This is a genomic window from Burkholderia sp. 9777_1386 (genome assembly GCF_015712265.1).
In the GTDB taxonomy this organism is placed as follows: Bacteria; Pseudomonadota; Gammaproteobacteria; order Burkholderiales; family Burkholderiaceae; genus Burkholderia; species Burkholderia cenocepacia.
The window spans coordinates 13,807-39,633 of record NZ_JACCQB010000060.1 but is presented as its reverse complement, the minus strand read 5'-3'; the positions used below and the strand labels follow the sequence as shown (position 1 = coordinate 39,633).

Here is a 25,827-nt window from a genome sequence, read left to right as displayed (position 1 = left end):
CGCCCGCCCTGTACTCGAACCGCCCGCTCGTCACGAGCCGGCGGTTAATGAGATGGTCACCCCCACCCTACACGCGGGTTACGCTGTAGGGTGTTTTCTTTTCTGGAGAGGCCATCATGCATGACGTAACGCTGGTTGGGATCGATCTGGGCAAACATTCGTTTCATCTTCACGGGCAGGATCGGCACGGCAAAGCCGTGTTCCGCAAGAAGGTGAACCGCAAGCAACTAATCGAGTTTTTCGCCAAGTTTCACCCCTGCATCGTGGTCATGGAGGCCTGCGCCGGAGCACATTACATGGCGCGCCAATTGGCGGGCTGGGGCCATCAGGTCAAACTGATCTCGCCGCAGTTCGTGCGGCCCTTCGTCAAGAGTAACAAGAACGACTTCGTGGACGCCGAAGCGATCTGCGAGGCAGCCTCACGCCCATCTATGCGATTTGTGACGCCGAAGACGGAGTCGCAGCAGATTTTGTCAGCTTTGCACCGCGTGCGTGATTCTCTGGTGCGGGATCGAGTGAAGACGGCCAACCAATTACACGGGTTTCTGCTCGAATTCGGCATCAGCCTGCCAGTCGGGCAAGCCGTGATCAAGCGATTACCGGCTGTGCTGGCCGAGCATGCGCTGCCGCCCCGGCTAGTGGCGATCCTCGAGCGCTTGCACGGCCACTTCAAGTACCTGAGTGAGCAGATCAGTGAGATTGACGCCGAGATGGCTCGGCAATTAGCCGACGATGAGCTAGGGCAATGCCTCTTGAGCATTCCCTGCGTTGGCCCGATTACGGCAAGCGTGCTGGCCGCCGAAATGGGCGACGGCAAGCAATACGGCTGCAGTCGCGACTTTGCCGCATCGGTCGGGCTGGTGCCACGCCAGTACAGCACGGGCGGCAAAAGCAATCTGCTGGGCATCAGCAAACGCGGGGACAAGAATATCCGGCGGCTACTGGTGCAGTGCGCCCGAGTCTATATGCAGCACCTGGAACGGCAAAGCGGCCGGCTTGCCGATTGGGTCCGGACCATGCTGGCGCGTCGGCACTCAAACGTCGTGGCTTGCGCGCTGGCAAATAAGCTGGCTCGTACGGCATGGGCACTTGTTACCAGCCGTACCACCTTCGATGCGCGGTCGGCAGGTATGCCGGCCTGATTAACCGACGTCGGCTTGTTGCTGTAAGAATCACCCACCTGGTTTTGCGAACGCTGAAATTTGATGACGTGAACGGCACACCGGCCTGACCGAGAACCTGTCATAAAAATTGGCTTCTGAAGCCGCGCGGTTTTTTAGGACGGGTCAGGCGCGACTCTCATCGTGGCGCGGGGAGCAATCCCCACAACGACGCCGGATAGATTTAGGCAAGCCACACACGGCATCGAAGATCGGTGTTGCAAAAAAGGGGGTGACCATAGATTTTTCATGGCGGTGCGCGGCGCGCCCGCCGCCGCCGGCCGGGCGATGGCTGATGCGCCCGTTTTCGTGCGAAGATAGCGCCCAATTACGATCCACGACGCCGCGATGCGCGCCGTCGCCGCCCGCCGGGCGGCGAACCGGCCGCGACGATTGCCGCGCAAATCTGGACGACTATGGGAAGCTATCTGATACGCGTGGTACTGGCCGACGACCACCCGGCGATGCTGGTCGGCGTCGAGCACGGCCTGTCGTCGGTGCCGACGATCCGGCTGACCGGCAAGGCCGTCAATTCGACCGAGCTGATCCGGCTCGTCGAGGCCGGCGTGTGCGACGTCGTGGTGTCCGACTATGCGATGCCCGGCAGCGCGCACGGCGACGGCATCACGCTGTTCTCCTATCTCCAGCGCCATCATCCGGCCGTGAAGCTGGTCGTGCTGACCATGCTCGACAACCCGGCCGTGATCGGCGCGCTGACGCGGCTCGGCATCGAGTGCATCGTCAGCAAGTCCGACACGATCGATCACCTGATTCCGGCGATTCATGCGGCCGCGACGGGCGGCACCTATTACTCACCATCGGTCGAGAAGGTCGTGCGCACGCTCACGTCGCATTCGAGCGCGCGGGCCGCCGACCAGAAGCGCGAGCTCAGCGACCGCGAACTCGAAGTCGTGCGGCTGTATGCGTCGGGCCTCACGGTCAACGAGATCGCCGACAAACTCAGCCGCAGCAAGAAGACGATCAGCACGCAGAAGGCGCGCGCGATGGAAAAGCTCGGGATCGACAAGGACATCGATTTGTTGCGTTACGCGATCGAGCACGGGATCGTCGCCGCATCGGCCAGCGAAGGGCGGGGCGGTGACGTGAAAGAGGAAGGCGGCGTCGATCCGGCCTGACGGCGCGCGACGAGGCCGGCCGCGCGGATGGCGGCCATGACGAAAGGCGAGCGCGCCTGCCTGTACCGACGCACCGATGCCCCGGCACCGTCAGGTTGCCGGGGCTTTCCGTTTCAGGTCGCGGCAGCGGCGTTACGCGCTGGCTTCGTCGCCGCGCACCGGCGGCGCATAGCCGTAGTCGGTCACGAGCCCGCACGCGATCGCATAGCGCACCAGGTCGACGTCGCGCTCGATGCCGAGCTTCTGCATCGCCGAGCTTTTCTGCGTGCTGATCGTCTTCTTGCTGCGATTGAGCTTCTCCGCGATCTCGTTGACCGACAGCCCCGATGCGGAGAGGCGAATCACCTCCACCTCGCGCACCGACAGCGCGGGCGCCTTGCCGCCGACGCTGCCGGTGTTTCGCAGGATCCGGTCCATCGACGGCGACAGGTAGCGTCCGTTCGTATAGGCCGCGTGGATCGCCATCGTCAGGTGATTGGGCATGTCCGACTTGCTGACGATGCACGCGATGCCGATGTCGATCAGCGCGCGCAGCGCCACCGCGTTCTCCATCATCGTCATCACGACGATCTTCAGCCCCGGAAAGCGCTTGAGCAGGGTCGTGAACATCGCGAGGCCGTCGCCGTATTCGGTGCCGGGCATCGCGTAGTCGGACACCAGCACGTCGCACGGATGGTTCGACAGCGCGTCCATCAGCTCCGTCGAGTTGTGCGCGGTCGCGACCACCGCGACGGTGTTCGTGGCCGACAGTTCGTAGCGGGCGCCGATGACGACGGCCGGATGGTCGTCGGCGATCACGATGCGAATGGGGAAGGTTCTGTTCATGTTGATCTCACGTGTCGCGCCGCACCGGGCGGCGCGCGTGTCTCGCTCGGTTGAAAGAAGGGAATCGGCGCATGCGGGCCGCCGCGGGGCGCGCGATGAAAAGCCGCGCGTGAGGCGGACGCGCCGACGGCCGGTGGCGACTCCTGGCGGAATCGGCACCGGCCGTCGGCCGAACGGCGGGGGAGGACTCCCCCGCGTCGGGTCGATGCTCCGCGCGAGGCGGAGCGATCGGGTCAGAACTCATAGCCGACTTGAGCACGGACACCCACGTCGCCGACCGACGTGATCGACGTCGCGCCGTTCACGAGCCAGTTGCCGCTGCGCGACCGGTAGGTGGCGCCGGCGGCGATCGCCGAGCCGCTCTTGAAGTTCGCGGCGCCGACCGCGACGACGGTCTTGCCCGGCTGCGACGGCGTCATGTTCGGCATCGCCATCGCCGCCGCGATACCGGCGTACGCGTTCTTCGCGACGTCGTTGATCGCGCGGTTCGTGTCGTTGAAGCGCTGGTCGACCGATTCCATCGCGCGGTCGAGCTGGCCCTTCGTCGCCGCGTCGGACGCGTTGATGCCGTCCGCGATGTTGACGAGCCGGCGGTTGCCTTCTGCCGTGCCGTCACCGAACGAAACGGTGTTGGCTTCCGTCGCGACCGAACCCTGACCGATCGCGACCGAGCCGCTGCCGGTGGCCGACGCGCCCTGGCCCAGCGCCGTGCTGTCCTTGCCGGATGCAACCGCGCCCTGGCCCAGCGCCGTGCCGTTTTCGCCCGACGCGACCGCGCCCTGGCCGACGGCCGAACCGTTGTTGCCCGACGCGACCGCACCCTGGCCGACGGCCGAGCTGTTGCTGCCCGATGCCGTCGAGCCCTGGCCGATGGCCGAGGCGTTGCTGCCCGATGCGACCGCACCCTGGCCCACGGCGGAACTGTTCTCGCCCGACGCGAGCGCCTTCTCGCCGAGTGCCGAGCTGTTCTCGCCCGAAGCCACCGCGCCCTCGCCGACGACGGTTGAGCCGTCGCCCGTGCCCGGGCCGCCCGTGCCGGGGTTCGTTTCGAGTTCGCCGAGACGGTCGGACAGATCGTCGAAGCGGTTCGACAGGTCGCCGAACTGGCCGCTCAGCTCGCCGTACTGCTTCGCGAACTGCTCCTGCAGGTCGAACAGCTGGCTGCCGTTGATCGCGTCCATGCTCGTCGCGCTGATTTCGCCCGCGGCGACGCGCTGCAGCTTCGTGCCGAACGTGCCGGCGAACGTCACCGTGTCGAAGTTCAGGCCCGAGTCGTACGTGACCGCACCGACTTCCTTGCCCGTGTAGTCGATCAGGCCGGTAGCGCGGAGCTGCGACACCGTCACGACGTCGTCGTCGTCCACGCCGTTCGCGACGCCGGACAGCACGCGCGCGCCGCCGGTGCCCGCGAAGTTCACCACCGAGCCGCCGGTGTTCGCGCCGACCGTGATGCCGCCCGTCGTCGCGTCCTGCTGGACGAGGCCGAGCGTGCCGCTTTCAAGCTGCTCGGAGAGCTTCTTGAGGCCGCCTTCGTTGGTCGTGACGCGGCCGTCGAGGTTGGTGACGACGTCGCCGACCGAGTTGACGATCTTCGTGCCGCCGCTGCCGTCTCCGACGGTGAAGGATGGTGCGGAGATCGAGCCGTCCGGGTTCACCGTCGCGCCGCCGCCGATCGCCGAAGCGACGCTTTCCGACACGCCATGCAGCTGCGAACCGTTGACGGCTTCGGTGCTCGTCGCCGACACGTCGCCCGCCGCGACGCCCTTGAGCGTGCGCGCACCGGTCTTGCTGCTGAAGTCCACGGCGTTGCCGTCGGTGTTCGCGCCGACCGTGATGTCGTCGCCGGGCTTAGCCTGCTGGACGAGACCGAGCGTGCCGCTGCCGATGTCGTCGGCCAGCTTCTTGATGTCGCCTTCGTTGGTCGTCGTGCGGCCGTCGAGGTTGGTGACGACGTCGCCGACCGAGTTGACGATCTTCGTGCCGCCGCTGCCGTCGCCGACGGCGAAGGACGGTGCGGAGATCGAGCCGTCCGGGTTCACCGCCGCGCCGCCGCCGATCGCCGACGCGACGCTGTCGGACACGCCATGCAGCTGCGAACCGTTGACGGCTTCGGTGCTCGTTGCCGACACGTTGCCCGCCGCGACGCCCTTGAGCGTGCGTGCACCGGTCTTGCTGCTGAAGTCCACGGCGTTGCCGTCCGTGTTCGCGCCGACGGTGATGTCGTCGCCGGCCTTCGCCTGCTGGACGAGACCGAGCGTGCCGCTGCCGATGTCGTTGGCCAGCTTCTTGATGTCGCCTTCGTTGGTCGTGACGCGGCCGTCGAGGTTGGTGACGACGTCGCCGACCGAATTGACGATCTTCGTGCCGCCGCTGCCGTCGCCGACGGTGAAGGACGGGGTGGAGATCGAGCCGTCCGGGTTCACCGTCGCGCCGCCGCCGATCGCCGAAGCGACGCTTTCCGACACGCCATGCAGTTGCGAACCGTTGACGGCTTCGGTGCTCGTCGCCGACACGTCGCCTGCCGCGACACCCTTGAGCGTGCGTGCGCCGGTCTTGCTGCTGAAGTCCACGGCGTTGCCGTCGGTGTTCGCGCCGACCGTGATGTCGTCGCCGGGCTTCGCCTGCTGGACGAGACCGAGCGTGCCGCTGCCGATGTCGTCGGCCAGCTTCTTGATGTCGCCTTCGTTGGTCGTGACACGGCCGTCGAGATTGGTGACGACGTCGCCGACCGAGTTGACGATCTTCGTGCCGCCGCTGCCGTCGCCGACGGTGAAGGACGGGGCGGAGATCGAGCCGTTCGGGTTCACCGTCGCGCCGCCGCCGATCGCCGAGGCGACGCTGTCGGACACGCCATGCAGCTGCGAACCATTGACGGCTTCGGTGCTCGCCGCCGACACGTCGCCTGCCGCGACGCCCTTGAGCGTGCGTGCAGTGCCTCCGGTCGCGCTGAAGTCCACGGCGTTGCCGTCGGTGTTCGCGCCGACGGTGATGTCGTCGCCGGGCTTCGCTTGTTGCACGAGGCCGGTGGTCCCGCTTTCGAGCTTGCTCAACTTGTCGTCGAGGTCGCCGATCTGCTTGGTATGGCCGGCGACCGTGCTGACCGTCGACGACAGGCCAGTGCTCAGGCCCGCGACGGTGCTGTTGGTCGACGACAGGCCGGTGCTCAGGCCGGCAACCGTGCTGCTGGTCGACGACAAGCCCGTGCTCAGGCCCGCGACAGTGCTGTTGGTCGACGACAGGCCCGTGCTCAGGCCTGCGACAGTGCTGTTGGTCGACGACAGGCCGGTGCTCAGACCGGCGACGGTACTGTTGGTCGTGGACAAGTCAGTGCTCAGGCCGGCAACGGTGCTGTTGGTCGACGACAGGCCGGTGCTCAGGCTCGAGACATTGAGATTCGTCGCGGCGATTGCGGCATTCGTGGTCGACAGACCAGCGTTCATCTGAGCCACGTTTACCGCGTCGTTGGCTTCCGTGCCCGCCGCGACGTTCGTGATCTGGCGTTGTTGTGTCGCCGAACCGACGGATACCGTGAAGTCGCGATCTGCAAGGGCACCAAACCCAATCGCAACGGCTTGATCGCCGCTCGCTGACGAAGTTACCCCAATAGCCATCGACCGGCGACCGGTCGCGTGCGCCTGTGCCCCGATCGCCGTTGCACTTGCGCCGTCGGCTATCGCGAGCGATCCCACGGCGGTCGTCCACGGCGACGCTGCGGATGCGCTGGAGCCGAGTGCAGTCGCGTTGTTCCCGCCGGTAGCTCCCGCATTGGCACCGACCGCAACGCTCGATGAGCCGGTTGCAGAGGCACTGTTCCCGATCGCGATTGCATTCGTACCGGTGGCCGTCGCGGCGTCGCCGGTACTGTTGACCTTGAAGTACGTATCGTCGACCTTCCTCGACAAGGCCGTCTTCATCTGGCCGACGTTCACGGCGTCGTTGTCTTCCGTGCCCGCGGCGACGTTGACGATCTGGCGCGTGAAGGCCGTGCGAGCTGATCCGTCCGCGTTCGCCGTCGTGATGTCGTTACCAACAGAGAATGCATTGACCCGGCTCGTCCCCGTATTCGCACCGAGCGAGGCGGAATTGGCGCCGGTGGTACGGCTATACATGCCGATCGCGACTGCGCCGCTGGCGGTTGTGCTTGCGTTGGTACCCAATGCGACGGTTCCCGCACCCCCACCTGAGTAGCTGTTTGTACCGATGGCCACTGCGTTGTTATTGTTATTGGACGCTCCCCGACCAATGGCGATCGTGCCACTGCCCCACGCGGTTGCACCGGCACCGATGCCAATGGTTCCCGAAATCGGCGCGGCGCCGCCGCCGTTGTTGACCGTAGCGCCGCCAATGGCGACGGAGTTGGTAACGTCCCCGGTGTAGCCGCCCCGCGTGATAACCGAATTGGCGCCAATCGCGGTGTTGTTGCCGCCAGTGACGTTACCGTCGATCGACCCTCCTCCCGCGACATAGTCGCCGGGGCCCGACGTGACCGCTGCGCCGCTACTCATCACGCCCATTGTTCGAATTGCACCGGTGGCATCAAGAACGACTATATTGGGCTCGAAAGAGTTGTCTTCTTCGGCATCATCGGCTGCAAACACCGCGCTTGCCGGCAGTGCCAACAGCGCGGCCACAGCGAGTGTCACTGCGCTTTTGCTGCTCTTCTTGCGTCCCTTGGCCAGCTCCGATGCGGCCCCCCATGTGTTGGTGGCCGCATTCCAAACGTTGCGATAAGTCTTGTTCATGTCCCTACTCCTTTCAGTTTGTCAGTTCACAAACCGATGGTAGGGATCGGCCTCGTCCTAATCAGTCGTCCCTGGCTGATTCGAGATAGCGACCGTGTAGGCCCAGTCCTACGCGCGCGGCGACGCGCCGCGGGCCTGCGCCGCGGAACGAAAGGCGATGGAGGGAGGAGGCCGGCGCGCGAGGGCCGGCCGTGCGGGAATCAGGCAGCCGGCGCCTGCGTCGAGCGCCGTTGCAGCGCTTCCTGCGCAAGCGCGTCCGCTTCGGCGAGCCGCGCCTCGAACGACGTCAGGTCGCCGCCGTGCACGATGGTTTGCAGTTCGCCGATCGCGTCGGCCACCGCATGTTCGTGAATCGTCGCGAACGCGCCGCGCAGCGAATGCAGTTCGTGACGCAGCGCGGCGATATCGTTGCGCGCTGCCGCGTCGTGCATCGCCGCGACCGATTGCGCGCGACTCGCTTCGAGCAGCGTATGCACGTCCGGCGGCAGCGGACCTTGCGCGAGATCGACGAGCGTGCGCGCGGCCGGCGCCTGCGCGGCGGCCGTTTGCGCGTAACGCCGCACGGTGCGGTCGATCGTATCGAGCAGCACCGGTTTGACCAGCACCGCGACGATCCCCGCTTCCGCACAGCGCGCATGCTCGGCCGCGCTCGCATGCGCGGTGACGGCGACGATCGGCAGCCCCGGATATTGCGCACGCAGCACGTGCGCGAGCGTATAGCCGTCCATCCCCGGCATGTTCAGATCGGTCATCACGAGGTCGTAGCGCGTGTCCGCGCAGCGCCGCAACGCCGCCGCGCCTTCGTCGGCCGCATCGGCCGCGTAGCCGAGCGTGACGAGCTGCCCTTGCAGCAGCGTGCGGTTCACGGGGTGATCGTCGACCACCAGCACGCGCGCGGCGACGCTCGGCAGCGCCGCATCGCCGGCCTGCGCGGCATCGTGCTCGGCGATCTGCGCATCGGTGGCCGCGCGCAGCGGCAGTGTGACGACGAACGTGCTGCCCTTGCCGGGTTCGCTCTTCACGTCGACCGTGCCGTGCATCATCTGCGTGAGCTGCTTCGTCAGCGCGAGCCCGAGGCCCGTGCCGCCGTAGCGGCGCGTGATCGACGTGTCGGCCTGCGTGAACGGCCGGAACAGCGCCGCGCGCTGCGGGTCGGTCATGCCGATGCCCGTGTCGCTGACGCCGATCGCGACCGGCGATTCGGGGTCCGTATCGTCGCGCAGGTAGACCTCGAGCGTGATTTCCCCGTGGTTCGTGAACTTGATCGCGTTGCCGACGAGGTTCGCGGCGATCTGCCGGATGCGCGTCGGATCGCCGACGTAGCGCGACGCGAGCGCGTCATCGACGAACACGTCGAACTGCAACCCTTTCGCGGCCGCGAGCGGCTCGAACATCGCGCCGGTTTGCCGGATCGTCTCCGCGAGATCGAACGGGATCGCCTCGATCGTCATCTGGCCGGCCTCGATCTTCGACAGGTCGAGGATGTCGTTGATCAGGTCCAGCAGCACCGACGACGCGCCCTCGACCGTATGCAGCCGCTCGCGCTGCGACTCGGCGAGCGGTTCGCGGCCGATCAGTTCGAGGTTGCCGAGGATCGCATTGAGCGGCGTGCGGATCTCGTGGCTCATCGTCGCGAGGAACGCGGACTTCGCGTCGTTTGCCGCGTCGGCGGCGCGCGCCGCTTCGTCGAGCCGGCGCTCGATGTTCTTCTGCGACGTGATGTCGGAGAAGTTGCACAGCACGACGTCCCTGTCGCGAAAGCGCGTGCGCACGAGGTTGACGAGCAGGTCGACCGCCTCGCCGGCGGCGGTGGGCAGCGTCACGTGCAGATCGGGTTGCCACGCGGCGGCGGCGGGCGAGCGGTCGAAGCGTTCGAGCAGCCGCGCCGGCAACGACGGTTCGCCCGCGCGGCGCGCATCGTAGTCGCGCATCGTGTCGTTCTGCAGCAGCACCGCGCCGTCGGCCAGCGACAGCAGCGCGATGCCGGACGGCGCGGCTTCGACGATCGTCCGGTTCAGGTTCTCGCTGTCGATCACGCGCCGCGTGCGCGCGTCGTCGGGTTTCAGCACGCGGCGGTCGAAGCGCACGAGCAGCCACCAGACGAGCGCGATCACGGCCAGCATGACCGCGATGTACCAGCCCGCGCGCAGGCCGATCGTCGCGAGCAGCGAGCGCAGCGTGAACGCCTGCACGAGCGTCCAGTCGGTTTCGGCGATCGGCTGGCTCAGCGAGAACAGCCCGTCGCCGAACGCGGTGCGCGGCCCGCCACGCCGGACAGCTTCGCGCGTATGCGCGCCGAGCCGCTCGACGGCCGCGCGCGTGGCATCGTCGTCGGCCGCGGTGCCGGCGCGCAGCAGCGTGCGGCCGTGCGCGTCGACGACGATCGCGGCGTCGGTCGTGTCGCCCGTCGACAGCCGCGTGCGCAGCACGTCGACGGGCAGCGTCGACAGGAACACGGCGCGCGGCGCTTGCGCGTCGTACACGGCGCCGGCGATCCGGAACACGTCGCGCCGCTGCACGGGGTCGTAGACGGGCGGATGCCATTCGTATTGCCCGGGCGGCGGCGTGCCGACGCCGGCGGCGACCCGGGCGACGAGCGTGGCCGCATCGGTGGCGGGCGACGCGGTGAGCGGATCGGGCGGCACCGGTTCGGGAATCACCACCGCGAAGCTGCGGTCGGGGCGATACGCGTAGCCGGCGATCGCGCGATCGGCGTCGTGCTTCGCGACGTACGCGCCGACGCGATAGCTCATGTCGCTCGCCATCGCCAGATCGTGCGCGTAGCTGTCGGCCGGGTGCGCGGGCGACAGGTCGGCCAGCACGAGCGTCGGCGGGAAGGCCGGGCTGCCCTGGATGATCAGCCGGCCGCGGCCGGCCGCGAGCGCGGCGACGCGCGCCGGATCGGTCGCGCGCGAATTCCACACGGCCTCGTCGTGCGTGACGAGCGTGTCCATGCCCGTCGTGCGCATCTTGAATTCGATCTGGACCAGGAACTGGCGCACCGCGAAGGTCGTATAGCGCGCCTGGATCGCCTCGCGCGCCATCGTATACAGCATCAGGCCGCTCGCGAGCAGGATCGCGACCGTCACGGCCGCGCCGCCGGCATACAGCAGCGCGCGCTGGCGGCGGCCGATGCGGGTCGGCGCGGCGGACGGGTGCGCGGCGGCGGAGCGGGAATGATCGGGTGCGGCGCGGTGGTCCATCGGGAGCGGGGCGGTCGGCCAGGGTGCCCCCATGATAATGGAGTCCGATCAGCGCGCAATGGGGGCTGTCAGGTTTGCGGGGTGCCGGCGAACCGGTCGGCGCCGCGGCGCGCCGCCGGGCCAGGCCGGCTATCGTCGCGGCGCCGCTTCGTCGTCGTCGGGCTCCGCGTCCGGCTCGCACGTGACGAGCCGATAGCCGAACCCGTACATCGTCATCATCTTCACGCCGTGCCGCCCGTCGAGTTCGAGCCGATCGCGCAGATACGCGACGTGCGTGTCGAGCCGCCGGCTGGACGCCGCGACGAGCGAGCCCCACACCAGCTGGCTCACATGCGCACGGTCGAGCGCGCGGCCCATGTTCAGGAAGAACGCGGTCGCGATCTGGAAATGCTTCTCGGTCAGCACGTGCTCGCGGCCGGCCACGGTTACGCTGCGCGTGGCCGTATCGAATTCGAACGCGCCGATCCGCCAGTGGCGATGATGGGTCGCACGGTGATGCGACCAGCGCAGCCATGTCGCGATGCTCGCGATCAGCGTGTCCGGCGGCACCGCGTACGGGTGATGCTCGTTCGCCCCGGCGATGAAACACGCGGAGCGTGCGAGTTCCGCGTCGCGCTGGCTGATCGACACGATCGCGACGGTGCCGGCGAAACGCGCGCGCAGCGCCTGGATCGCGTCCGTCGTGCGCCGGCAGGCCGTTTCGCATTGCACGACGAACAGATCGAACGCGCGCGTGTCGCAGGCTGTGAGCAGGTCGGGCAGATACTCGAAGCGCGACGGCCGGTAGCCGGCGCGGCGCAGGATGTCGTCGATGCGCAGGCGGTCGTAGCCGTAACCGGCGCGACGCAACCGGTCGTCGAACGTGCCGCGGCTCGGATGGTCGATCGTCAGGATCGCGATGGCGGTGGAGGGGGCGTCGGTCACGATGCGGGCGGGCGAAGCCGGTGCGGCGCGAGTGCGGCGTGCGTACGCGGTCGGACGAAAAGAGGCGGGATCATGGCCGGACAGGTTCCGGGCAGCTAGCGGCGTGACGCCGTCCAAAAAAAGTCCCGCCGGGAGGGCGGGAAAAGTATCGACTATGGAGCCTGTACTCCAGGAGGCAACGGAGAACAAGCAAGCCGATTCTGGTCGGTTCGGAGTCTGAAGAAAATCAGCCCAGTCTGAAACTGCAGGCGGTGCAATCGATGTCGCCGCGGTTTGGGACTGGGCTGACATCCGGCATCACCGGATTCGGACCACTGGCCGTGTCGATTTGTCGACAATGACGGTCCCGGCGCCGGGTGCGGCAATCGTTTCGTGCCGTGCGCCGGCCCGCTTTCCCGCTTGCCATCGAACATGAAACCGTCTTTCCGAATCGCCGCGCTGGCCGCGTGGCTCGCGCTGAGCCTTGCCGGCACCGCGTTCGTCGTCTCGCGCGCCGTGTCCGACGCGTACAACCGTTTCTTCCAGGATTCGAGCATCACGATCCGCCTGCTTGCGCAGAAGGCCGCGCAGCACGAGGCGATCCTCGCGACGCTCGGCGCGTCGTCGCTCGCGGCGCCGCCCACGCACATGCTCGACAACCTACGCGAACGGATGCCGCAGCTCGACGGGCTCGCATACTGGCGGCTCGGTAGCGGCTGGCAGACCGACGGCGGGCCGGCTCCCGACACGCTGCCGCGGCAACGGCCCGGCAAGCCGTTCACGCTGGCGTTCGACGGTCCGGCCGCGTACTGGCTCGTCGCGGGAACCGGCTGGGCCGTGCGCGTCGATCCGCGTCGGATGCTGCAGCCAGGCGAGTGGTCGACGGCGATTTCGTCGGCGACGCTCGAATTGCGCGACCGACGCGTCGAGCTGCTGCGGGGCGTGAATGGCGGCGCGACGCCGTTGTGGACGATGCATCTCGAGAAACACCTGCCCGCGCAGCCGCAGGCGTTCGTGCTGCGCACCACGCGCACGCTGACGGCCGCCGACCTGCCGTGGCTGCCGATCGCGCTGTGGAACGCGGTGGCGGCGCTGCTCGCGGCGGGCGCGCTCGGCGCGTGGCGGCTGCGCGAGGCGCGGCGGCGCGAGGATGCGCGGGCGCGCCTCGATCGCTTCGGCCGGCTCGACACCTTCGGCGAAATGGCGGCCGGCCTCGCGCACGAGCTGAACCAGCCGCTGACCGCGATCGTCAGCCACACGCGGGCGGCCGAACGCCTGCTCGACCAACCGGCCGAGCGCGACAGCGTGCGCCGCGCGCTGCAGACGAGCGTCGCGCAGGCGAAGCGGGCGGCGGCGATCCTGGAGCGCATGCGCGACGCGGTGACCACCGCGCATGGCGGCGAGCGTCGCGCGCTCGATCCCGACGCGATCATGAATACGCTGCTGTTCCTGTACCGCGACGAGTGCGCGCGCGAGCACATCGCGCTCGGCTGGCACAACGCGGCGGCGCGCGAGCGGCCGTTCGCCGAGCCGATCGCGGTCGAGCAGATCCTGCACAACCTGATCCAGAACGCGCGCGACGCGCTGGCCGGCGCGGGTGCCGGTGTCGGGTCATCGCGCGGCGAAATCCGCATCAGCGGCGCACGCGTCGGCCGGCACTACCACTTCAGCGTGACCGACAACGGCCCCGGCGTGCCGGAAGACGCGCTGCCGCGCCTGTTCGAACCGTTCTTCACGACGCGGGCGCGTGGCCTCGGCCTCGGGCTGCCGCTGTGCGACACGCTCGCGCAGCGCCAGGACGGCACGCTGACGGTGCGCAATCTGCCGTCGGGCGGCGTTGAAGCCGCGTTGCTGCTGCCGTTGGCCGGGGAGGCCGCATGAACGATTCGCTTCAACCCTCTACAACGCGCGCCGCGTCGGTCGTCGCGATCGTCGACGACGACGAAGCCGTGCGCGACGGCCTCGCGTTGCTGCTGCGCACGGTCGGCGTGAGGACGCGCTGTTATCCGGACGCATCGGCCTTCCTCGCCGATGCCGACGACGCGGCGCTCGGCTGCGTGCTGCTCGACATCCGGATGCCGGGCATGAGCGGCCTCGATGCACTCGACGAACTGCGCGCGCGGCGCGACCTGCCGGTGATCGTGCTGACGGGCCACGGCAACGTCGACGCGTGCCGGCGCGCGTTCAAGCGCGGCGCGCTCGATTTCCTGCGCAAGCCGGTCGACGACGACGAACTGATCGACACGGTGCAGCAGGCGCTGCGCCGGCAGGCTGCACAGCGCGGCCAGGACGATGCCGACCAGACTCGCGCGGCCCGCCTCGCGACGCTGAGCGCGCGAGAACGCGAGGTGCTGGAAGGGATCGTGCGCGGCGGCAGCAACAAGGAGATCGCCCGCGCGCTCGGGCTGTCGCCGCGCACCGTCGAGACCTATCGCGCGAACGTGTTCGACAAGCTGCGGGCCGCGTCGCTGGTCGAGCTCGTGCGCGATTACGCGGCGCTCGCGGGCGGCTCGCCTCCGTAGCGCTACGGAGGCGCCACCCGTAGCCGAACGGGTTCAACGATCGCGGCGCGATTCCTACGATGACGGCTTCTCCGACAAGTCATTCATCGTCAAGGATTCGATTCATCATGATCAAGCGCTTTGCCCTGCCGTCCACGCTCGCCCTGCTGTTCTCGGGAGCCGCCTTTGCCGATACCGTCGCCGCACCGGATACGAAGAGGACCGCCGACGCGGGCGACGCCGGCTACTACGCGACGGGCCGCGTCATCGGCGCGTTCGACAACGCGGTGAACATGGAGCTGACGAGCCCGCGCGTCGCGAGCCGCGTCGGCGGCCCGGAGACGGGCTCGAACGTCACCGGCTCGCTCGGCCTCGGCTACCAGTTCGGCAACGGCTGGCGCGCGGAAGGCGAATACGTGTTCAAGCGCACCAACAACTTCACCAGCTACTGGGCGCCGTTCGACGCGAACGCGAACGAATTCCACGTGTCGGCGCAACGCCTGATGCTGAACGGCTACAAGGACTTCGATCTCGGCCGCGGCTTCTCCGTGTACGGCACGCTGGGCATCGGCGTCGCGATCGTGTCGGCCGATGGCTGGCAGACCAACGACACGCGCCGCTTCGCGTCGAAGACGCAGACCAACCTCGCGTACTCGGCCGGCGCGGGCGTCAGCTACGCGATCAACAAGCGCTTCTCGATCGACCTCGGGTATCGCTATGTCGACATGGGCAACGTCGAAACCGGCTTCAACACGTTCGCGAACCGCATCAACGCGCGCGACGAACAGTTGAAGTCGAAGCTGTCGTCGAACGAAGTGTTCATCGGCCTGCGCGGCCGGTTCTGATGGAAGACGCAGCCGGGAGGCGCATCGCATGACGAACGTGATCGATACGGGGCGACGCAGGCTCGTGCTGGTGACGACCGCGCTGGCCGCTGTGCCCGCATGGGCTGACGGCGCGCGTGCGCCGCGCGTCGCGCCCGGTGTGCGGCGCGGTGCATCGCCCGACCTGACGGTGCGCATCGTCGAACTGCTGCACGGCGTTGCGGCCGAAGGGATGCGCGTCGAGCTGTCGCGTGTCGACGGCGCGCAGGACGTGCCGCTGGTCGATGCCACCGTCGATGCGCGCGGCGGCACCGGCACGCCGTTGCTGGCCGGCGACGCGTATCGCGCGGACACGTACACGCTGATGCTGCATGTCGGCGAGTACTTCCGTGCGCGTGGCGTGCAGTCGCCGTTCCTGACGGTCGTGCCGGTCCGCTTCCGGATCGCGCGCGACGACGAGCGGCTGCATGTCGCGGTGCAATTCGGCCGCTGGAACTACACGTATTACCGCGGCACGTGATGCGGCCGCACCTGCGCAAAGGGAGGACGACATGACGGGCATCAGCACGCATTTGCTGGACGTCGCCACCGGCCGGCCGATCACCGGCGTGCGGATCGAGCTATTCGACCTGGGCGAGCAGCCGCCGGCGCTCGTCGCGCGTGCGGTCAGCAACGCGGAAGGGCGCAACGACGCGCCGATGCTGGACGGCGAGCTCGCGCGCCGCGGCGAGTTCGAACTGCGGCTGCATCTCGGCGCGTATTTCAAGGTGGCGGATGCGCTGACCGACATCGTGCCCGTGCGTTTCACCGTGGCCGATCCGGCGCGACACCATCACGTGCCGGTGGCGTGTTCGCCGTGGTACGTGTCGGTGTATCGGGGCAGTTGAGCGTTCGACGGACGGTGCGAGGCGGCGATGCGCGGTATGCGCGGGGCGTGCGCCGTCCGTCCGGGCGCCCGGGCGCGACGGTAGGACCAGGCTGACCGCCGTATCGGACCGAAGGTGACGCAGTCCGATTTACCGTAACCGGGGCGACGGCGATACTCGGAGCCATTCGTTCAACTACGGGAGCACGGATTGCCGCGGCGGATGTCGCGCAATGCGTCGTCGACATCATGAGCATGCAGGACATCACCGGGCATTACGCGATTCCGCTCGCGCATCCGTTCTCGGATGTGCCGCCGCCGTACGGCCGGCGACGCCGGCCGTTCGTGGCGAGCCGGCGGGCGCGGCAACACGTGTTCGATATCTACGGCCCGCCCCGCGTGCCGGCCCCCGCGACGGACGGCGGCACCGTCGCCAAGGCCGCGCGGCCCGCCAAGGCCGTTCGCGCGGCCGACTTCGGTTCCGACAACCGCGCGTGGGTGCGCCCGCATCCGCTGCGCCGCCGCTGGCGGCTCACGCTGATGGCGTGCGCGTTGTTCGGCGCGACGTGCATCCTCGCGACGCATCTGGTCGACGAGCGTCAGCACGCGGCCGAGCACGACGCGGTTTATTCGGCAGCGATCGCGGCCGCGCCGACCGCGGCCGTCGCGGCGACGGAAGTCGCGCGGGCGACCGGCCACGCCGCGGAAGTCGCGATTGTGCGGGCGGATCGCGCGGCGCCGACGGATGCGCAGATGAAGGCGGCGGCGACGGTGGTGGCGGAAACCGCGTCCGCGCAAGCGCGTGCGTTGCACGTCGCGGATAGCGGGTCGAAGCGTGAGCCGGTGGCGGTGGCGATGGCGGTCGCGTCGAATGCCGTCGTCGCGGAAGCCGCGGCGCCGCGTGCCGATCGCGGATCTTCGGCGGGCAAGCCGGTTGCGAGGACCGCGGCGCGACCGGCGGCGAAGTCTATTGCGGCGTCGCGCGGCAAGGCGGCGCGTCAGGTGGGCGCGAACGCGCCTGCCGCGCAACACGCGGCGACCGTGGCACGCGGTGCGACGCCGCATTCGCAGCAGGCGGCCCGCGCGGTCGATACGCCGCCGGCCACGCCGGTATCGAGTTCGGCCCAGGCCGTCGGCATGACCGCCGCCGAGTTCACGCAATGGCTTGCCGCGACGCGCGATACGTCGCGGTCCGCCGCGCGCGGCACCGATCTGTCGGTCGAACTGCCGAGCCACACGCGGTTGATCGGGCACTGACCGGCGAGCGTCGCGCGGCGTATATCGACGGACAGACCGTCCCGGCAACGCCCTGTATCGGCGTCGCTTTTCCGATTTCCATATTTCGACTATTATCGAAATATGGAAACGAATGAAACCATTGCCGCCCTCGCGGCGCTCGCGCATGAATCCCGGCTCGCGGTCTTTCGCGCGCTCGTGCAGGCTGGGCCACAAGGTATGCCGGCCGGCCGGATCGCCACGCTGCTCGACGTGCCGCCGTCGTCGCTGTCCTTTCATCTGAAAGAGCTCGCGCACGCGCAGCTCGTGACGAGCCGCCAGGACGGCCGCTTCGTGTTCTATTGCGCGAACTTCGACACGATGAACGGGCTGCTCGGCTATCTCACGGAGAATTGTTGCGGCGGCAATCCATGCTCGCCGGTGTCCGGCTGCTCGCCTTCCGGGAAAATCGATCGTCCCCGTCAATCCTGACGCGCGTTCGCGCGCCTTCGCCCATGACCACGAACGTCCTGATCCTCTGTACCCACAACTCGGCGCGCAGCGTGCTGGCCGAGGGCATGCTCAATCACTGGGCCGCGACGCTCGGCAAGGATGTGCGGGCCTATAGCGCCGGCAGCGCGCCGAGCGGCCGGCTGAATCCGTTCGCGCTGGAAACGCTGACGCATGCCGGCGTCGACGTCGGCGGCTATCGCAGCAAAAGCTGGGACGAGTTCGTCGGCGACGGTGCGCCGGAAATGCGCGTCGTCATCACGGTGTGCGATAGCGCGGCGTCCGAGACGTGCCCGTACTGGCCCGGCACCCCGGTCAACGTGCATTGGGGCTACGCCGATCCGTCGAACGCGACGGGCGGCGACGAAGGCAAGCGTCTCGCCTTCGAACTGACACGGCAAGCGATCGGTTACCGGATGCTGCAGTTGCTGGCGCTGCCGCTCGACCGCATGAGCGACGATGCACTCCGGGCCGCGCTGATCGAGATTGCGCAACACTGATCGCACGCTGCGATGCGCCGAGACGCGCAGCCGCCCACGACTACAAGACCGACGCTCGTCCGATGAATACGTCCAACATCACGCCGCCCGGTACGGCGGTCGCGAAACCCGCCATCAACTTCTTCGAACGCTATCTGTCCGTCTGGGTCGCGTTATGCATCGTCGCGGGCATTGCCCTCGGTCAGGCGCTGCCCGGCCTGTTTCAGGCGATTGGCCGGATGGCGTACGCGCAGGTCAATCTGCCGGTCGGGTTGCTGATCTGGGTGATGATCGTGCCGATGCTCGTCAAGGTCGACTTCGGCGCGCTGCACGAGGTGCGCCGGCATGTGAAAGGCATCGGCGTCACGCTCGTCGTGAACTGGCTCGTCAAGCCGTTCTCGATGGCGTTTCTCGGCTGGCTCTTCATCCGCCACCTGTTTGCACCGCTGCTGCCGGCGGAACAGCTCGACAGCTATGTCGCCGGGCTGATCCTGCTGGCTGCCGCGCCGTGCACGGCGATGGTGTTCGTGTGGAGCCGGCTCACGGGCGGCGATCCGCTCTTCACGCTGTCGCAGGTCGCGCTGAACGACAGCATCATGGTGATCGCGTTCGCACCGCTGGTCGGCCTGCTGCTGGGGATGTCGGCCATCACGGGGCCGTGGGCGACGCTGGTCACGTCGGTGGTGCTCTACATCGTCATTCCGGTGATCCTCGCGCAGATTCTGCGCAAGCGGCTGCTCGCGAACGGCCAGGCCGCGTTCGATGCCGCGATGATCAGGATCGGCCCGTGGTCGATCGCCGCGCTGCTGGCCACGCTCGTGCTGCTGTTCGCGTTCCAGGGCGAAGCGATCCTGAGGCAGCCGCTGGTGATCGCGTTGCTCGCGGTGCCGATCCTGATCCAGGTGTTCTTCAACTCGGCGCTCGCGTACTGGCTCAATCGCGCGGTCGGCGAAAGGCACGACATCGCGTGTCCGTCGGCGCTGATCGGCGCATCCAATTTTTTCGAACTGGCGGTCGCGGCCGCGATCAGTCTGTTCGGCTTTCATTCCGGCGCAGCGCTGACCACCGTCGTCGGCGTGCTGATCGAGGTGCCGGTGATGTTGCTGGTCGTGCGCATCGTCAACCGGTCGAAGGGCTGGTACGAGTGCCGGGCTTGAAATCACGAGAGCATTTACCCATGGCTGACTACCTGAACGACCTGCCGCAACTCGATGCCGAACTGTTCCGTGTGCCGGACGTCGCGCAACTGCGGCCTGCGGCGCCATCCACTCATCCGCCGCGGTTCCTGCTGCTGTACGGCTCGCTGCGCGAGCGTTCGTTCAGCCGTCTGCTGATCGAGGAAGCCGAGCGCCTGCTCACGGCGATGGGCGCCGAAGTGCGCGTGTTCAATCCGAGCGGCCTGCCGCTGCCCGACGACGCGCCCGACAGTCATCCGAAAGTGGTCGAGCTGCGCGAGCTCGTGACGTGGTCGGAAGGGATGGTGTGGTGTTCGCCGGAGCGGCACGGCGCGATGACCGGGATCATGAAAGCGCAGATCGACTGGATTCCGCTGTCGGTCGGCGCCGTCCGGCCGACGCAGGGCAAGACGCTCGCGGTGATGCAGGTGAGCGGCGGCTCGCAGTCGTTCAACGCGGTGAACCAGATGCGCGTGCTCGGGCGCTGGATGCGCATGCTGACCATCCCGAACCAGTCGTCGGTGGCCAAGGCGTTCATGGAATTCGACGAGGCGGGGCGGATGAAGCCGTCCGCGTATTTCGATCGCGTCGTGGACGTGATGGAAGAACTCGTGAAGTTCACGCTGCTGACGCGTGATGTCGGCCCGTATCTGGTCGACCGGTATAGTGAGCGGAAGGAAAGCGCGGAAGAACTGTCGAAACGCGTCAATCAAGCGCGTATCTAGCATCGCCATCGAATGAACGCGGGGGCAATCGGGCACGCCGCGGTGCGGCGCATCGGGCTTGTGCGAGCGTGTTGAGCGCAGGGATTGATGTCACCGCAAACCGGGGTGGAACCATGGCACTTCTTCGTCAAGCGACCGAATCCGATCTGGCCTCGGTCGAGGCGCTGCTTCGTGCCAGCGGTTTGCCGACCGCCGGCGTCGCCGTGCACCTGCCGCATTTTGTCGTTGCCGGTGGGGTATCCGGCATCGTGGGGTGTGGCGGCATCGAATTCCACGGACGCCATGCGCTCATTCGCTCGATCGCTGTCGTCGAACACGCGCGTCGCGCCGGGGTAGGGCAGCTGCTGGTAACGCGCTTGCTCGCGCAATGCCGCGCGCATGCCGTCCAGTCGGTCGGGCTGTTGACCACGACGGCGGAAGACTACTTCGTCAGGCAGGGTTTCGTCCGTATCGCCCGCGAAGCGGTGCCGGAGCCGTTGCTGGCGTCCAGCCAGTTTCAGGGTGTCTGTCCGGGATCGGCCGTCGCGATGCTGATGGTCTGCGACGACAAAATCAGACTCGACTGATTCCCTTCCCGGTTCACAATCCCGACAATCAAGTTTCTGCGGCCCGGCATACCCCCGTGTGCCGGATCATGGAGATATCTCCTCTTTGCGGCCGGTCTTCTCGACTGGCCGCTTTTTTATTCCCGTTCGTTACCGGAGAGCACGATCGCGATGCAGCTCGACCGCCTGATCCCTGAAATCCTGTTCGGCTTCACGGGCCTGATCGGCATCATCAACCCGTTCGGCATGGCGTTCGTGTTTCTCGAACGCACGCAATCGCTGACCGAAGCGGAGCGCGCGATCCTGTCGAAGCAGCTCGCAACGAACGTGTTCTTCACGTTGCTCGTGATCTTCTTCGTCGGCGCGCCGGTGCTGAACTTCTTCGGGATCTCGATGGAGGCGCTGCGAATCGGCGGCGGCTTCGCGGTGGCGGTGGCCGGCTGGTCGATGCTGAACGCGCCGGACGTCCCGGCCGGCGGCGACGTCGCCATGCATGGCGACGATCTGCAGAAGCTGATGTCGCGCGCGTTCTTTCCGCTGACGGTGCCGCTGACGATCGGCCCCGGCTCGATCGCCGCCGGCATCGCGCTGCATGCCAATCGTGCGCATACGGCGAGCGATTACCTGGTGTCGGGTGTCGTGTCGGTGGCGGTCGCGGCGCTCGTCGCGTTCGCGATCTGGCAGATCTACAGCCGCGCGACGACGCTCGCGCGCTATCTCGGCAGCGAAGGGACGAAGGTCGCGATGCGCGTGTCCGCGTTCCTGCTGCTGTGCGTGGGCGTGCAAATCATGCTGACGGGCTTGGCCGCGTTCGTGCAGATGCTGGGCGGGCAGGCGGGGTGAGAAGCGGGCGCTTTCACGGTTTGTGTCGGCGCCCGATAAAAAGCCGCTCCATCAGGGAGCGGCCGGTTCGTTACATCAGCTTGGCCTGTACCCGCGCAATCCCCTGCAGCGCACACGCTTCGTCGAGATGCCCGCCCGGCGCACCACCGACACCCACGGCGCCGATCACTTCGTCGCCGGCCTTGATCGGCACGCCGCCGCCGAGCACCAGGAAGCCGTCGATGGCCGTCATCTGCGCGGCGGCCGGGTTCTTCTGCAGGTTCGTGGCCAGCGTGCCGGTCGGCGTTTTCGTCGACAGCGCGGTATAGGCCTTGCGCTTCGACGCATCCACGGTATGCAGCCCCGCGTTGTCGCCGCGCAGCACCGCGCGTTCGATACCGCTGCGGTCGACCACCGTGACCGTCACGTCGTAGCCGCTGGCCGAACATGCCTGGATCGTTTGCTGCGCGATGTCGGCGGCGAGATTCAACGGCAGGTTTTTCTCGTGAAGCACCTGGGCGGAAGCGGCGGTCGTCAGCGTGGCGGCGACGAGCGTCGCGAGGGTAGCGCGAATGATCATGTGAACTCCTCGATGAAATGACGGATGCGAGCGGGGCATTGGGTGGGCGGTTTCATGCGAACTTTCTTGAAAACCGCCGGCGCTTGCGACCGATGCGCAGGCCGTTACGGCCCGGAGGGATCGGTCGCGGTCGTCCGCTCGATGAGTTCAGTGTCGGCCAGCGGGAAGGGAAGCTGAATAGGACAGGGCTTATTCTTGCCGCGGCTATCGCGCGTCGCGGCCTTTGGCGGATACGCGGCCGTGCGCATGAGTATCCGCCGCACCTTGCACGGGGAGCGCACCGCCGCAATGCGGGCAGCACGGCCCGTCGCCGTCGGCCGGCCGCGCGTTCGCCCTGTTGCGCTCCATCGCCGATGCAACGAGTTCCGCGCCCATGATCCCGGTCGGAAACGCGATGATCCCGTAGCCGAGCAGGATCGCGCACGACGTGATCAGCCGGCCGAGCGGCGTGACAGGCGTCAGGTCGCCGTAGCCGGTCGTGCTCATCGTCACCGCCGCCCAGTAGACGCCTACCGGAATGCTCGTGATTCCGTGCTCGGGCCCTTCGACCAGAAAGATCACGGTGCCGAGAATCACGACGAGCACGAACATCCCGCCGATGAACACGAAGATCTTGCGCCGCGCGCGCGTGAGCGCCCGGATCAGCATCTGCCCTTCCTCGAGATAGATCGACAGCCCGAGGATGCGGAACACGCGCAGCAGACGCAGCAGCCGCACGTCGATCAGCGCATGCAGGCCGGGGAAGAAGAACGCGAGATAGGTCGGCAGCACCGACACGAGATCGACGATGCCGAAGAAGCTGCGCGCATACGCGGCCGGCTTCTTCGCGGTGCAAAGGCGCAGCAGATACTCGGCGGAAAACAGCAGCGTGAACGCCCATTCGGCCGCGTAGAGCGCGTGGCCGTATTGCTGGTGCAGTTCCTGCACGCTGTCGGCCATCACGACGAGCACGCTCGCGACGATGAGCACGAGCACCGCGATGTCGAGCTTGCGCAGGAACGAAGGGCGGCGCGCGACATGCGCGACGGCATCGCGCGCCGTATCGAAGGAGGACTGGATCAGCGAAATCATGCGCCCGAGTGTACGAGCCGCGTATCGCCGGGCCAATCGGACCTGTCCGATATGAGCTGGCCGATCTTCTCTCGTGCCCTGTTTATAGGGATGCGCCGCAAGCCATCAAGGTTGACGCAATGGCGTGTCTCGAGTGGGTGCCGCTCAGCCTATCAGTGCCGTTCCACGTCTCTAACGCATGTGCTTCGCGAATTTGCAGGGGCCGTATCAATGCGTTGAGCGTTGTCCTGAGACGTTGTGCGCTGTGCCCGCTCAATGCAACTTATTTATGTACCCTGCGTGCGCGACACGAGCCGGGACGGAAAACCTCGTGGTGCTCTCTAGGCCTGTTCGATCAAGAATCGCTCGCGTTTTTTGCCCTTGATCCAGCCGGGTTCTCGACCGCGGCCACTCCACGTCGCGCCTGTTTTCGGATCGCGATACCGGGCCTGGATACGACATTGGGCGACCTGCGTGGCGGATGCGCTGCGCCGACGCCCAAAGACCTGCTCGGGAGTCAGCGCGTATTCGGCCACGCGCGCGCGAACTTCTGCGAGAACGATGTCAAGCTCAGCCAGGCGGGCCTGTTCTGCTTGTTCTCTGAGCTGTTCAGCTTGCGCCTTCAATTCGAGATACGTTGGCATCGAATCGACTCCTATTGGATGAGCTCGCGTCGCAATTGGAAAAGATCGGCACGTACGGCCGATTAAACCGGCTTGCGAAAGCGGGGGTGCGTGCGTTCGAATGAATTGTCGCGGAAAACCTCACGCTTCTGACCTCCATAGTCTCGTAGTTGACGACGCATCGTTCCGCAGCAAACACTGCATCGGTGCACCGGCGAACGATATGCGGCGACATTGCAATCGATTGCGTAGCGATTGAGTTGGTTTTTGCGCGCGGTGTTACCGCTTTTGAGTAGGTTGATCCCGGCGCGGCTCAGTGCCGAGGTGATCATGGTCGTGAAGAGGTGAACGCATGGAACGCCCCGAGAAGGCTGACTATACGAATGAGCAGTGTTCGCTGTCGCCCGACGAATGCTCGGTGCTGCAAGCGCGCGTGCGGCGAGCAGAACAGGAAGTCGGTCGATTGCACAACCGCCTTGAACTGAAGACCCGGGAATTGGCTAATCTGACCCGTGCAATTGTCAATTCTTCCGTCAGCCATTGCGATGTCGAGATGCGATTGCAACGCGAGCTTCGGGCGGTGTGCACGGGCTTGGGCGGCGCCACAATGCCAATGTCTGGTTTGCCCACGCAAGCTGATTTGCCCGGCAAGCTCGTCACGGTCGAATTGCCTTATACGACCACGATCTTGGGCGTGTTGTTCGAGAACATGTTCACGTTTTGGGCCGATTGTGATCCTCGACGCCTGCCAAAATCGTCGACCGTGGCGCGCGCCATCGACGAGCGCCTTGGGTTTTCTGCTCAGGCCAATGGCGAAGCATCGCGTACTGCTCAGGCGTATGCGTCCGCGATTCGGCCGGACTGGGTGAAAGATGCCGATCGCCGACATCATCGCGCGGGCCCGCGCATGTAGCGGGTTCGCGCAGAGCGGGTGTGTTCAAACGCGGCGCGGCGCGGAATCTCGCCGAGATGCCGCGTCAGTTTCTGCTCCGAAGCGGTGTTTGGCACCGGCCAGCGGCCTGTCAATGGCCGCTGGTATCGGGCGGGGGCACTGACATCGAAAGTGCCACTCATGTGGCATGGGCGCCGAGCCATGTCACGGCGGCCAACAGCTCGTGCGCGTCGCACCCCAGGTTCGTGAACGTCGATCGGGTGATCTCGATTGCACCGATCAGGTAGGCTGGACGATCTGCGGTTTCGGCAGTGTCGAGGAGTTGGAGCGCCAGACCGCAACGCTGGTAAAGCCGTGCCACGGCGCGCGTCATGGCACCGATGACGCATGTGGCGCCCAGTGACGCGGCGATTGCGAGAATCGATGGAAACAGCTGCATTCCAGTCGATGCGCGCATGGTCGGGTTCGCCCCACAGCGGGCGGCAAACCGCGACAGCTCCCAGACCGTGGGCGCGCGTGGCAAGTGCAGAGCCGCTGAAGGCGCGCACAGTGTCTGGAGCAAATACGGCTGTGTGGTCGGTATCAATCGTGCACACCCGCAAATGTGCTGAGCCTGATCGACCGAGACAACGTGAATCGTACGACCGCGATCAAATTGATCCCTTTCAGTCAGGCTGGTCGCGTCCGCTCCGGGTAACTGCCAACCCAGTCGACCTACAAACACGTCGTATCGGAACACGCCGAGGCGTCGATGCATCATGGTTGGCATGTCGTCGAAACTGCCAGCGAAGATGGATGGCACGATTTTCCCCTCACACGAAATAGCCGATGCCACGCTATCAAGCGCGTGAGGTGAGGGGAACTAGTTAGGTGGGGAGGTGCGACGCCGATGAAGTTGACAGGACGCCGGTAGCGAGTCGCCCTCGCGATGCATGCGATTGTGCGGGCACGCGCGGATAAGCCCGAATGTGCTGATGGCGCCACGAGTCCACAATGAGGCCGGTCGATGGTCGGGTGGCCGGCAGGAACTGCCGCAGACGGTCCTGCTGGCC

22 protein-coding genes and 2 pseudogenes are annotated in these 25,827 nt (G+C 66.9%); 15 read left to right on the top strand and 9 right to left on the bottom strand.

Annotation, left to right across the window (positions count from 1 at the left end; all coding sequences use genetic code 11):
• The first annotated feature begins 116 nt into the window (after window positions 1–116).
• Together H0X91_RS29875 and H0X91_RS29870 are read left to right on the top strand one after the other, a co-directional pair.
• The gene (locus tag H0X91_RS29875; RefSeq protein WP_080332016.1) at window positions 117–1,142 is read left to right on the top strand and encodes an IS110-like element ISBcen1 family transposase; all 1,026 of its coding nucleotides are present in this window, start codon (window positions 117–119) and stop codon (window positions 1,140–1,142) included.
• 434 nt (window positions 1,143–1,576) lie between these two features.
• Window positions 1,577–2,296, top strand: coding sequence for a response regulator transcription factor (locus H0X91_RS29870; RefSeq protein ID WP_080331824.1), 720 nt, complete (start codon window positions 1,577–1,579; stop codon window positions 2,294–2,296).
• A gap of 132 nt (window positions 2,297–2,428) precedes the next feature.
• Here the strand turns inward: H0X91_RS29870 and H0X91_RS29865 are convergent, their stop codons facing one another.
• The 5 genes and pseudogenes from H0X91_RS29865 to H0X91_RS29850 all read right to left on the bottom strand — a co-directional run bounded on the left by H0X91_RS29865 (window position 2,429) and on the right by H0X91_RS29850 (window position 11,990).
• Window positions 2,429–3,121, bottom strand: coding sequence for a response regulator transcription factor (locus H0X91_RS29865; protein WP_196433593.1), 693 nt, complete (start codon window positions 3,119–3,121; stop codon window positions 2,429–2,431).
• Between the two features lie 233 nt (window positions 3,122–3,354).
• Window positions 3,355–7,437 (bottom strand): annotated as a pseudogene (locus H0X91_RS29860) (YadA-like family protein); the annotation flags it as partial.
• A gap of 294 nt (window positions 7,438–7,731) precedes the next feature.
• A pseudogene (locus H0X91_RS35470) lies at window positions 7,732–7,863 on the bottom strand (ESPR domain-containing protein); the annotation flags it as partial.
• A gap of 200 nt (window positions 7,864–8,063) precedes the next feature.
• Window positions 8,064–11,099, bottom strand: coding sequence for an ATP-binding protein (locus H0X91_RS29855; RefSeq protein WP_230878052.1), 3,036 nt, complete (start codon window positions 11,097–11,099; stop codon window positions 8,064–8,066).
• A 96-nt stretch (window positions 11,100–11,195) separates the two neighbouring features.
• Window positions 11,196–11,990 carry a winged helix-turn-helix transcriptional regulator gene (locus H0X91_RS29850; RefSeq protein WP_230205730.1) on the bottom strand — a complete coding sequence of 265 codons (795 nt, stop codon included), beginning with the start codon at window positions 11,988–11,990 and terminating at the stop codon, window positions 11,196–11,198.
• Window positions 11,991–12,401: 411 nt separating this feature from the next.
• On the opposite strand from H0X91_RS29850, the gene H0X91_RS29845 reads away from it, so the two are divergent.
• The 12 genes from H0X91_RS29845 (at window position 12,402) to H0X91_RS29790 (ending at window position 21,651) form a co-directional block, all read left to right on the top strand.
• Entirely contained in the window at window positions 12,402–13,850 is a 1,449-nt protein-coding gene (locus H0X91_RS29845; protein WP_080331820.1) for a sensor histidine kinase, read from the top strand.
• Window positions 13,847–14,491, top strand: a complete 645-nt coding sequence (locus tag H0X91_RS29840; protein WP_058902581.1) for a response regulator transcription factor — start codon at window positions 13,847–13,849, stop codon at window positions 14,489–14,491. The genes H0X91_RS29845 and H0X91_RS29840 overlap by 4 nt, the downstream gene beginning before the upstream one ends.
• 107 nt (window positions 14,492–14,598) lie before the next feature.
• Entirely contained in the window at window positions 14,599–15,315 is a 717-nt protein-coding gene (locus tag H0X91_RS29835) for an outer membrane protein (RefSeq protein ID WP_058902582.1), read from the top strand.
• Window positions 15,316–15,343: 28 nt separating this feature from the next.
• Complete coding sequence (locus tag H0X91_RS29830; RefSeq protein ID WP_196433592.1) at window positions 15,344–15,814, top strand: hydroxyisourate hydrolase; 471 nt, start codon at window positions 15,344–15,346, stop codon at window positions 15,812–15,814.
• A gap of 31 nt (window positions 15,815–15,845) precedes the next feature.
• Window positions 15,846–16,181, top strand: a complete 336-nt coding sequence (gene uraH / locus H0X91_RS29825) for a hydroxyisourate hydrolase (protein WP_058902584.1) — start codon at window positions 15,846–15,848, stop codon at window positions 16,179–16,181.
• 233 nt (window positions 16,182–16,414) lie between these two features.
• Window positions 16,415–17,416 (top strand): serine protease, encoded by a 1,002-nt coding sequence (locus tag H0X91_RS29820; protein WP_230878051.1) that lies wholly within the window; start codon window positions 16,415–16,417, stop codon window positions 17,414–17,416.
• Between the two features lie 102 nt (window positions 17,417–17,518).
• Complete coding sequence (locus tag H0X91_RS29815) at window positions 17,519–17,866, top strand: ArsR/SmtB family transcription factor (protein ID WP_058902586.1); 348 nt, start codon at window positions 17,519–17,521, stop codon at window positions 17,864–17,866.
• Between the two features lie 23 nt (window positions 17,867–17,889).
• Window positions 17,890–18,384 (top strand): arsenate reductase ArsC, encoded by a 495-nt coding sequence (locus tag H0X91_RS29810; RefSeq protein WP_196433594.1) that lies wholly within the window; start codon window positions 17,890–17,892, stop codon window positions 18,382–18,384.
• A 62-nt stretch (window positions 18,385–18,446) separates the two neighbouring features.
• Window positions 18,447–19,520, top strand: a complete 1,074-nt coding sequence (arsB, locus tag H0X91_RS29805; RefSeq protein ID WP_196433590.1) for an ACR3 family arsenite efflux transporter — start codon at window positions 18,447–18,449, stop codon at window positions 19,518–19,520.
• A gap of 20 nt (window positions 19,521–19,540) precedes the next feature.
• Window positions 19,541–20,263 carry an arsenical resistance protein ArsH gene (gene arsH / locus H0X91_RS29800; RefSeq protein WP_059721028.1) on the top strand — a complete coding sequence of 241 codons (723 nt, stop codon included), beginning with the start codon at window positions 19,541–19,543 and terminating at the stop codon, window positions 20,261–20,263.
• Between the two features lie 113 nt (window positions 20,264–20,376).
• Complete coding sequence (gene arsN2 / locus H0X91_RS29795) at window positions 20,377–20,829, top strand: arsenic resistance N-acetyltransferase ArsN2 (RefSeq protein ID WP_080331818.1); 453 nt, start codon at window positions 20,377–20,379, stop codon at window positions 20,827–20,829.
• Window positions 20,830–20,979: 150 nt separating this feature from the next.
• Complete coding sequence (locus tag H0X91_RS29790) at window positions 20,980–21,651, top strand: MarC family protein (protein WP_074804566.1); 672 nt, start codon at window positions 20,980–20,982, stop codon at window positions 21,649–21,651.
• Window positions 21,652–21,721: 70 nt separating this feature from the next.
• On the opposite strand, the gene H0X91_RS29785 is transcribed toward H0X91_RS29790, so the two are convergent.
• The 3 genes from H0X91_RS29785 to H0X91_RS29775 form a co-directional block, all read right to left on the bottom strand.
• On the bottom strand, window positions 21,722–22,210 hold the full coding sequence (locus tag H0X91_RS29785) for a GlcG/HbpS family heme-binding protein (protein WP_059721025.1): 489 nt from the start codon (window positions 22,208–22,210) through the stop codon (window positions 21,722–21,724).
• Window positions 22,211–22,414: 204 nt separating this feature from the next.
• Window positions 22,415–23,281, bottom strand: coding sequence for an ion transporter (locus H0X91_RS29780; RefSeq protein WP_080331817.1), 867 nt, complete (start codon window positions 23,279–23,281; stop codon window positions 22,415–22,417).
• Between the two features lie 320 nt (window positions 23,282–23,601).
• Window positions 23,602–23,904: an H-NS histone family protein gene (locus H0X91_RS29775; RefSeq protein WP_058902594.1), complete on the bottom strand. Its 303-nt coding sequence runs from the start codon at window positions 23,902–23,904 to the stop codon at window positions 23,602–23,604.
• A 331-nt stretch (window positions 23,905–24,235) separates the two neighbouring features.
• Here H0X91_RS29775 and H0X91_RS29770 point away from each other — a divergent pair, with 331 nt between their 5' ends.
• Complete coding sequence (locus tag H0X91_RS29770; protein ID WP_077021658.1) at window positions 24,236–24,796, top strand: hypothetical protein; 561 nt, start codon at window positions 24,236–24,238, stop codon at window positions 24,794–24,796.
• Window positions 24,797–24,953: 157 nt separating this feature from the next.
• Here H0X91_RS29770 and H0X91_RS29765 read toward each other — a convergent pair whose 3' ends face one another.
• Window positions 24,954–25,577, bottom strand: a complete 624-nt coding sequence (locus tag H0X91_RS29765; protein WP_196433589.1) for an acyl-homoserine-lactone synthase — start codon at window positions 25,575–25,577, stop codon at window positions 24,954–24,956.
• Window positions 25,578–25,827: the final 250 nt, after the last annotated feature.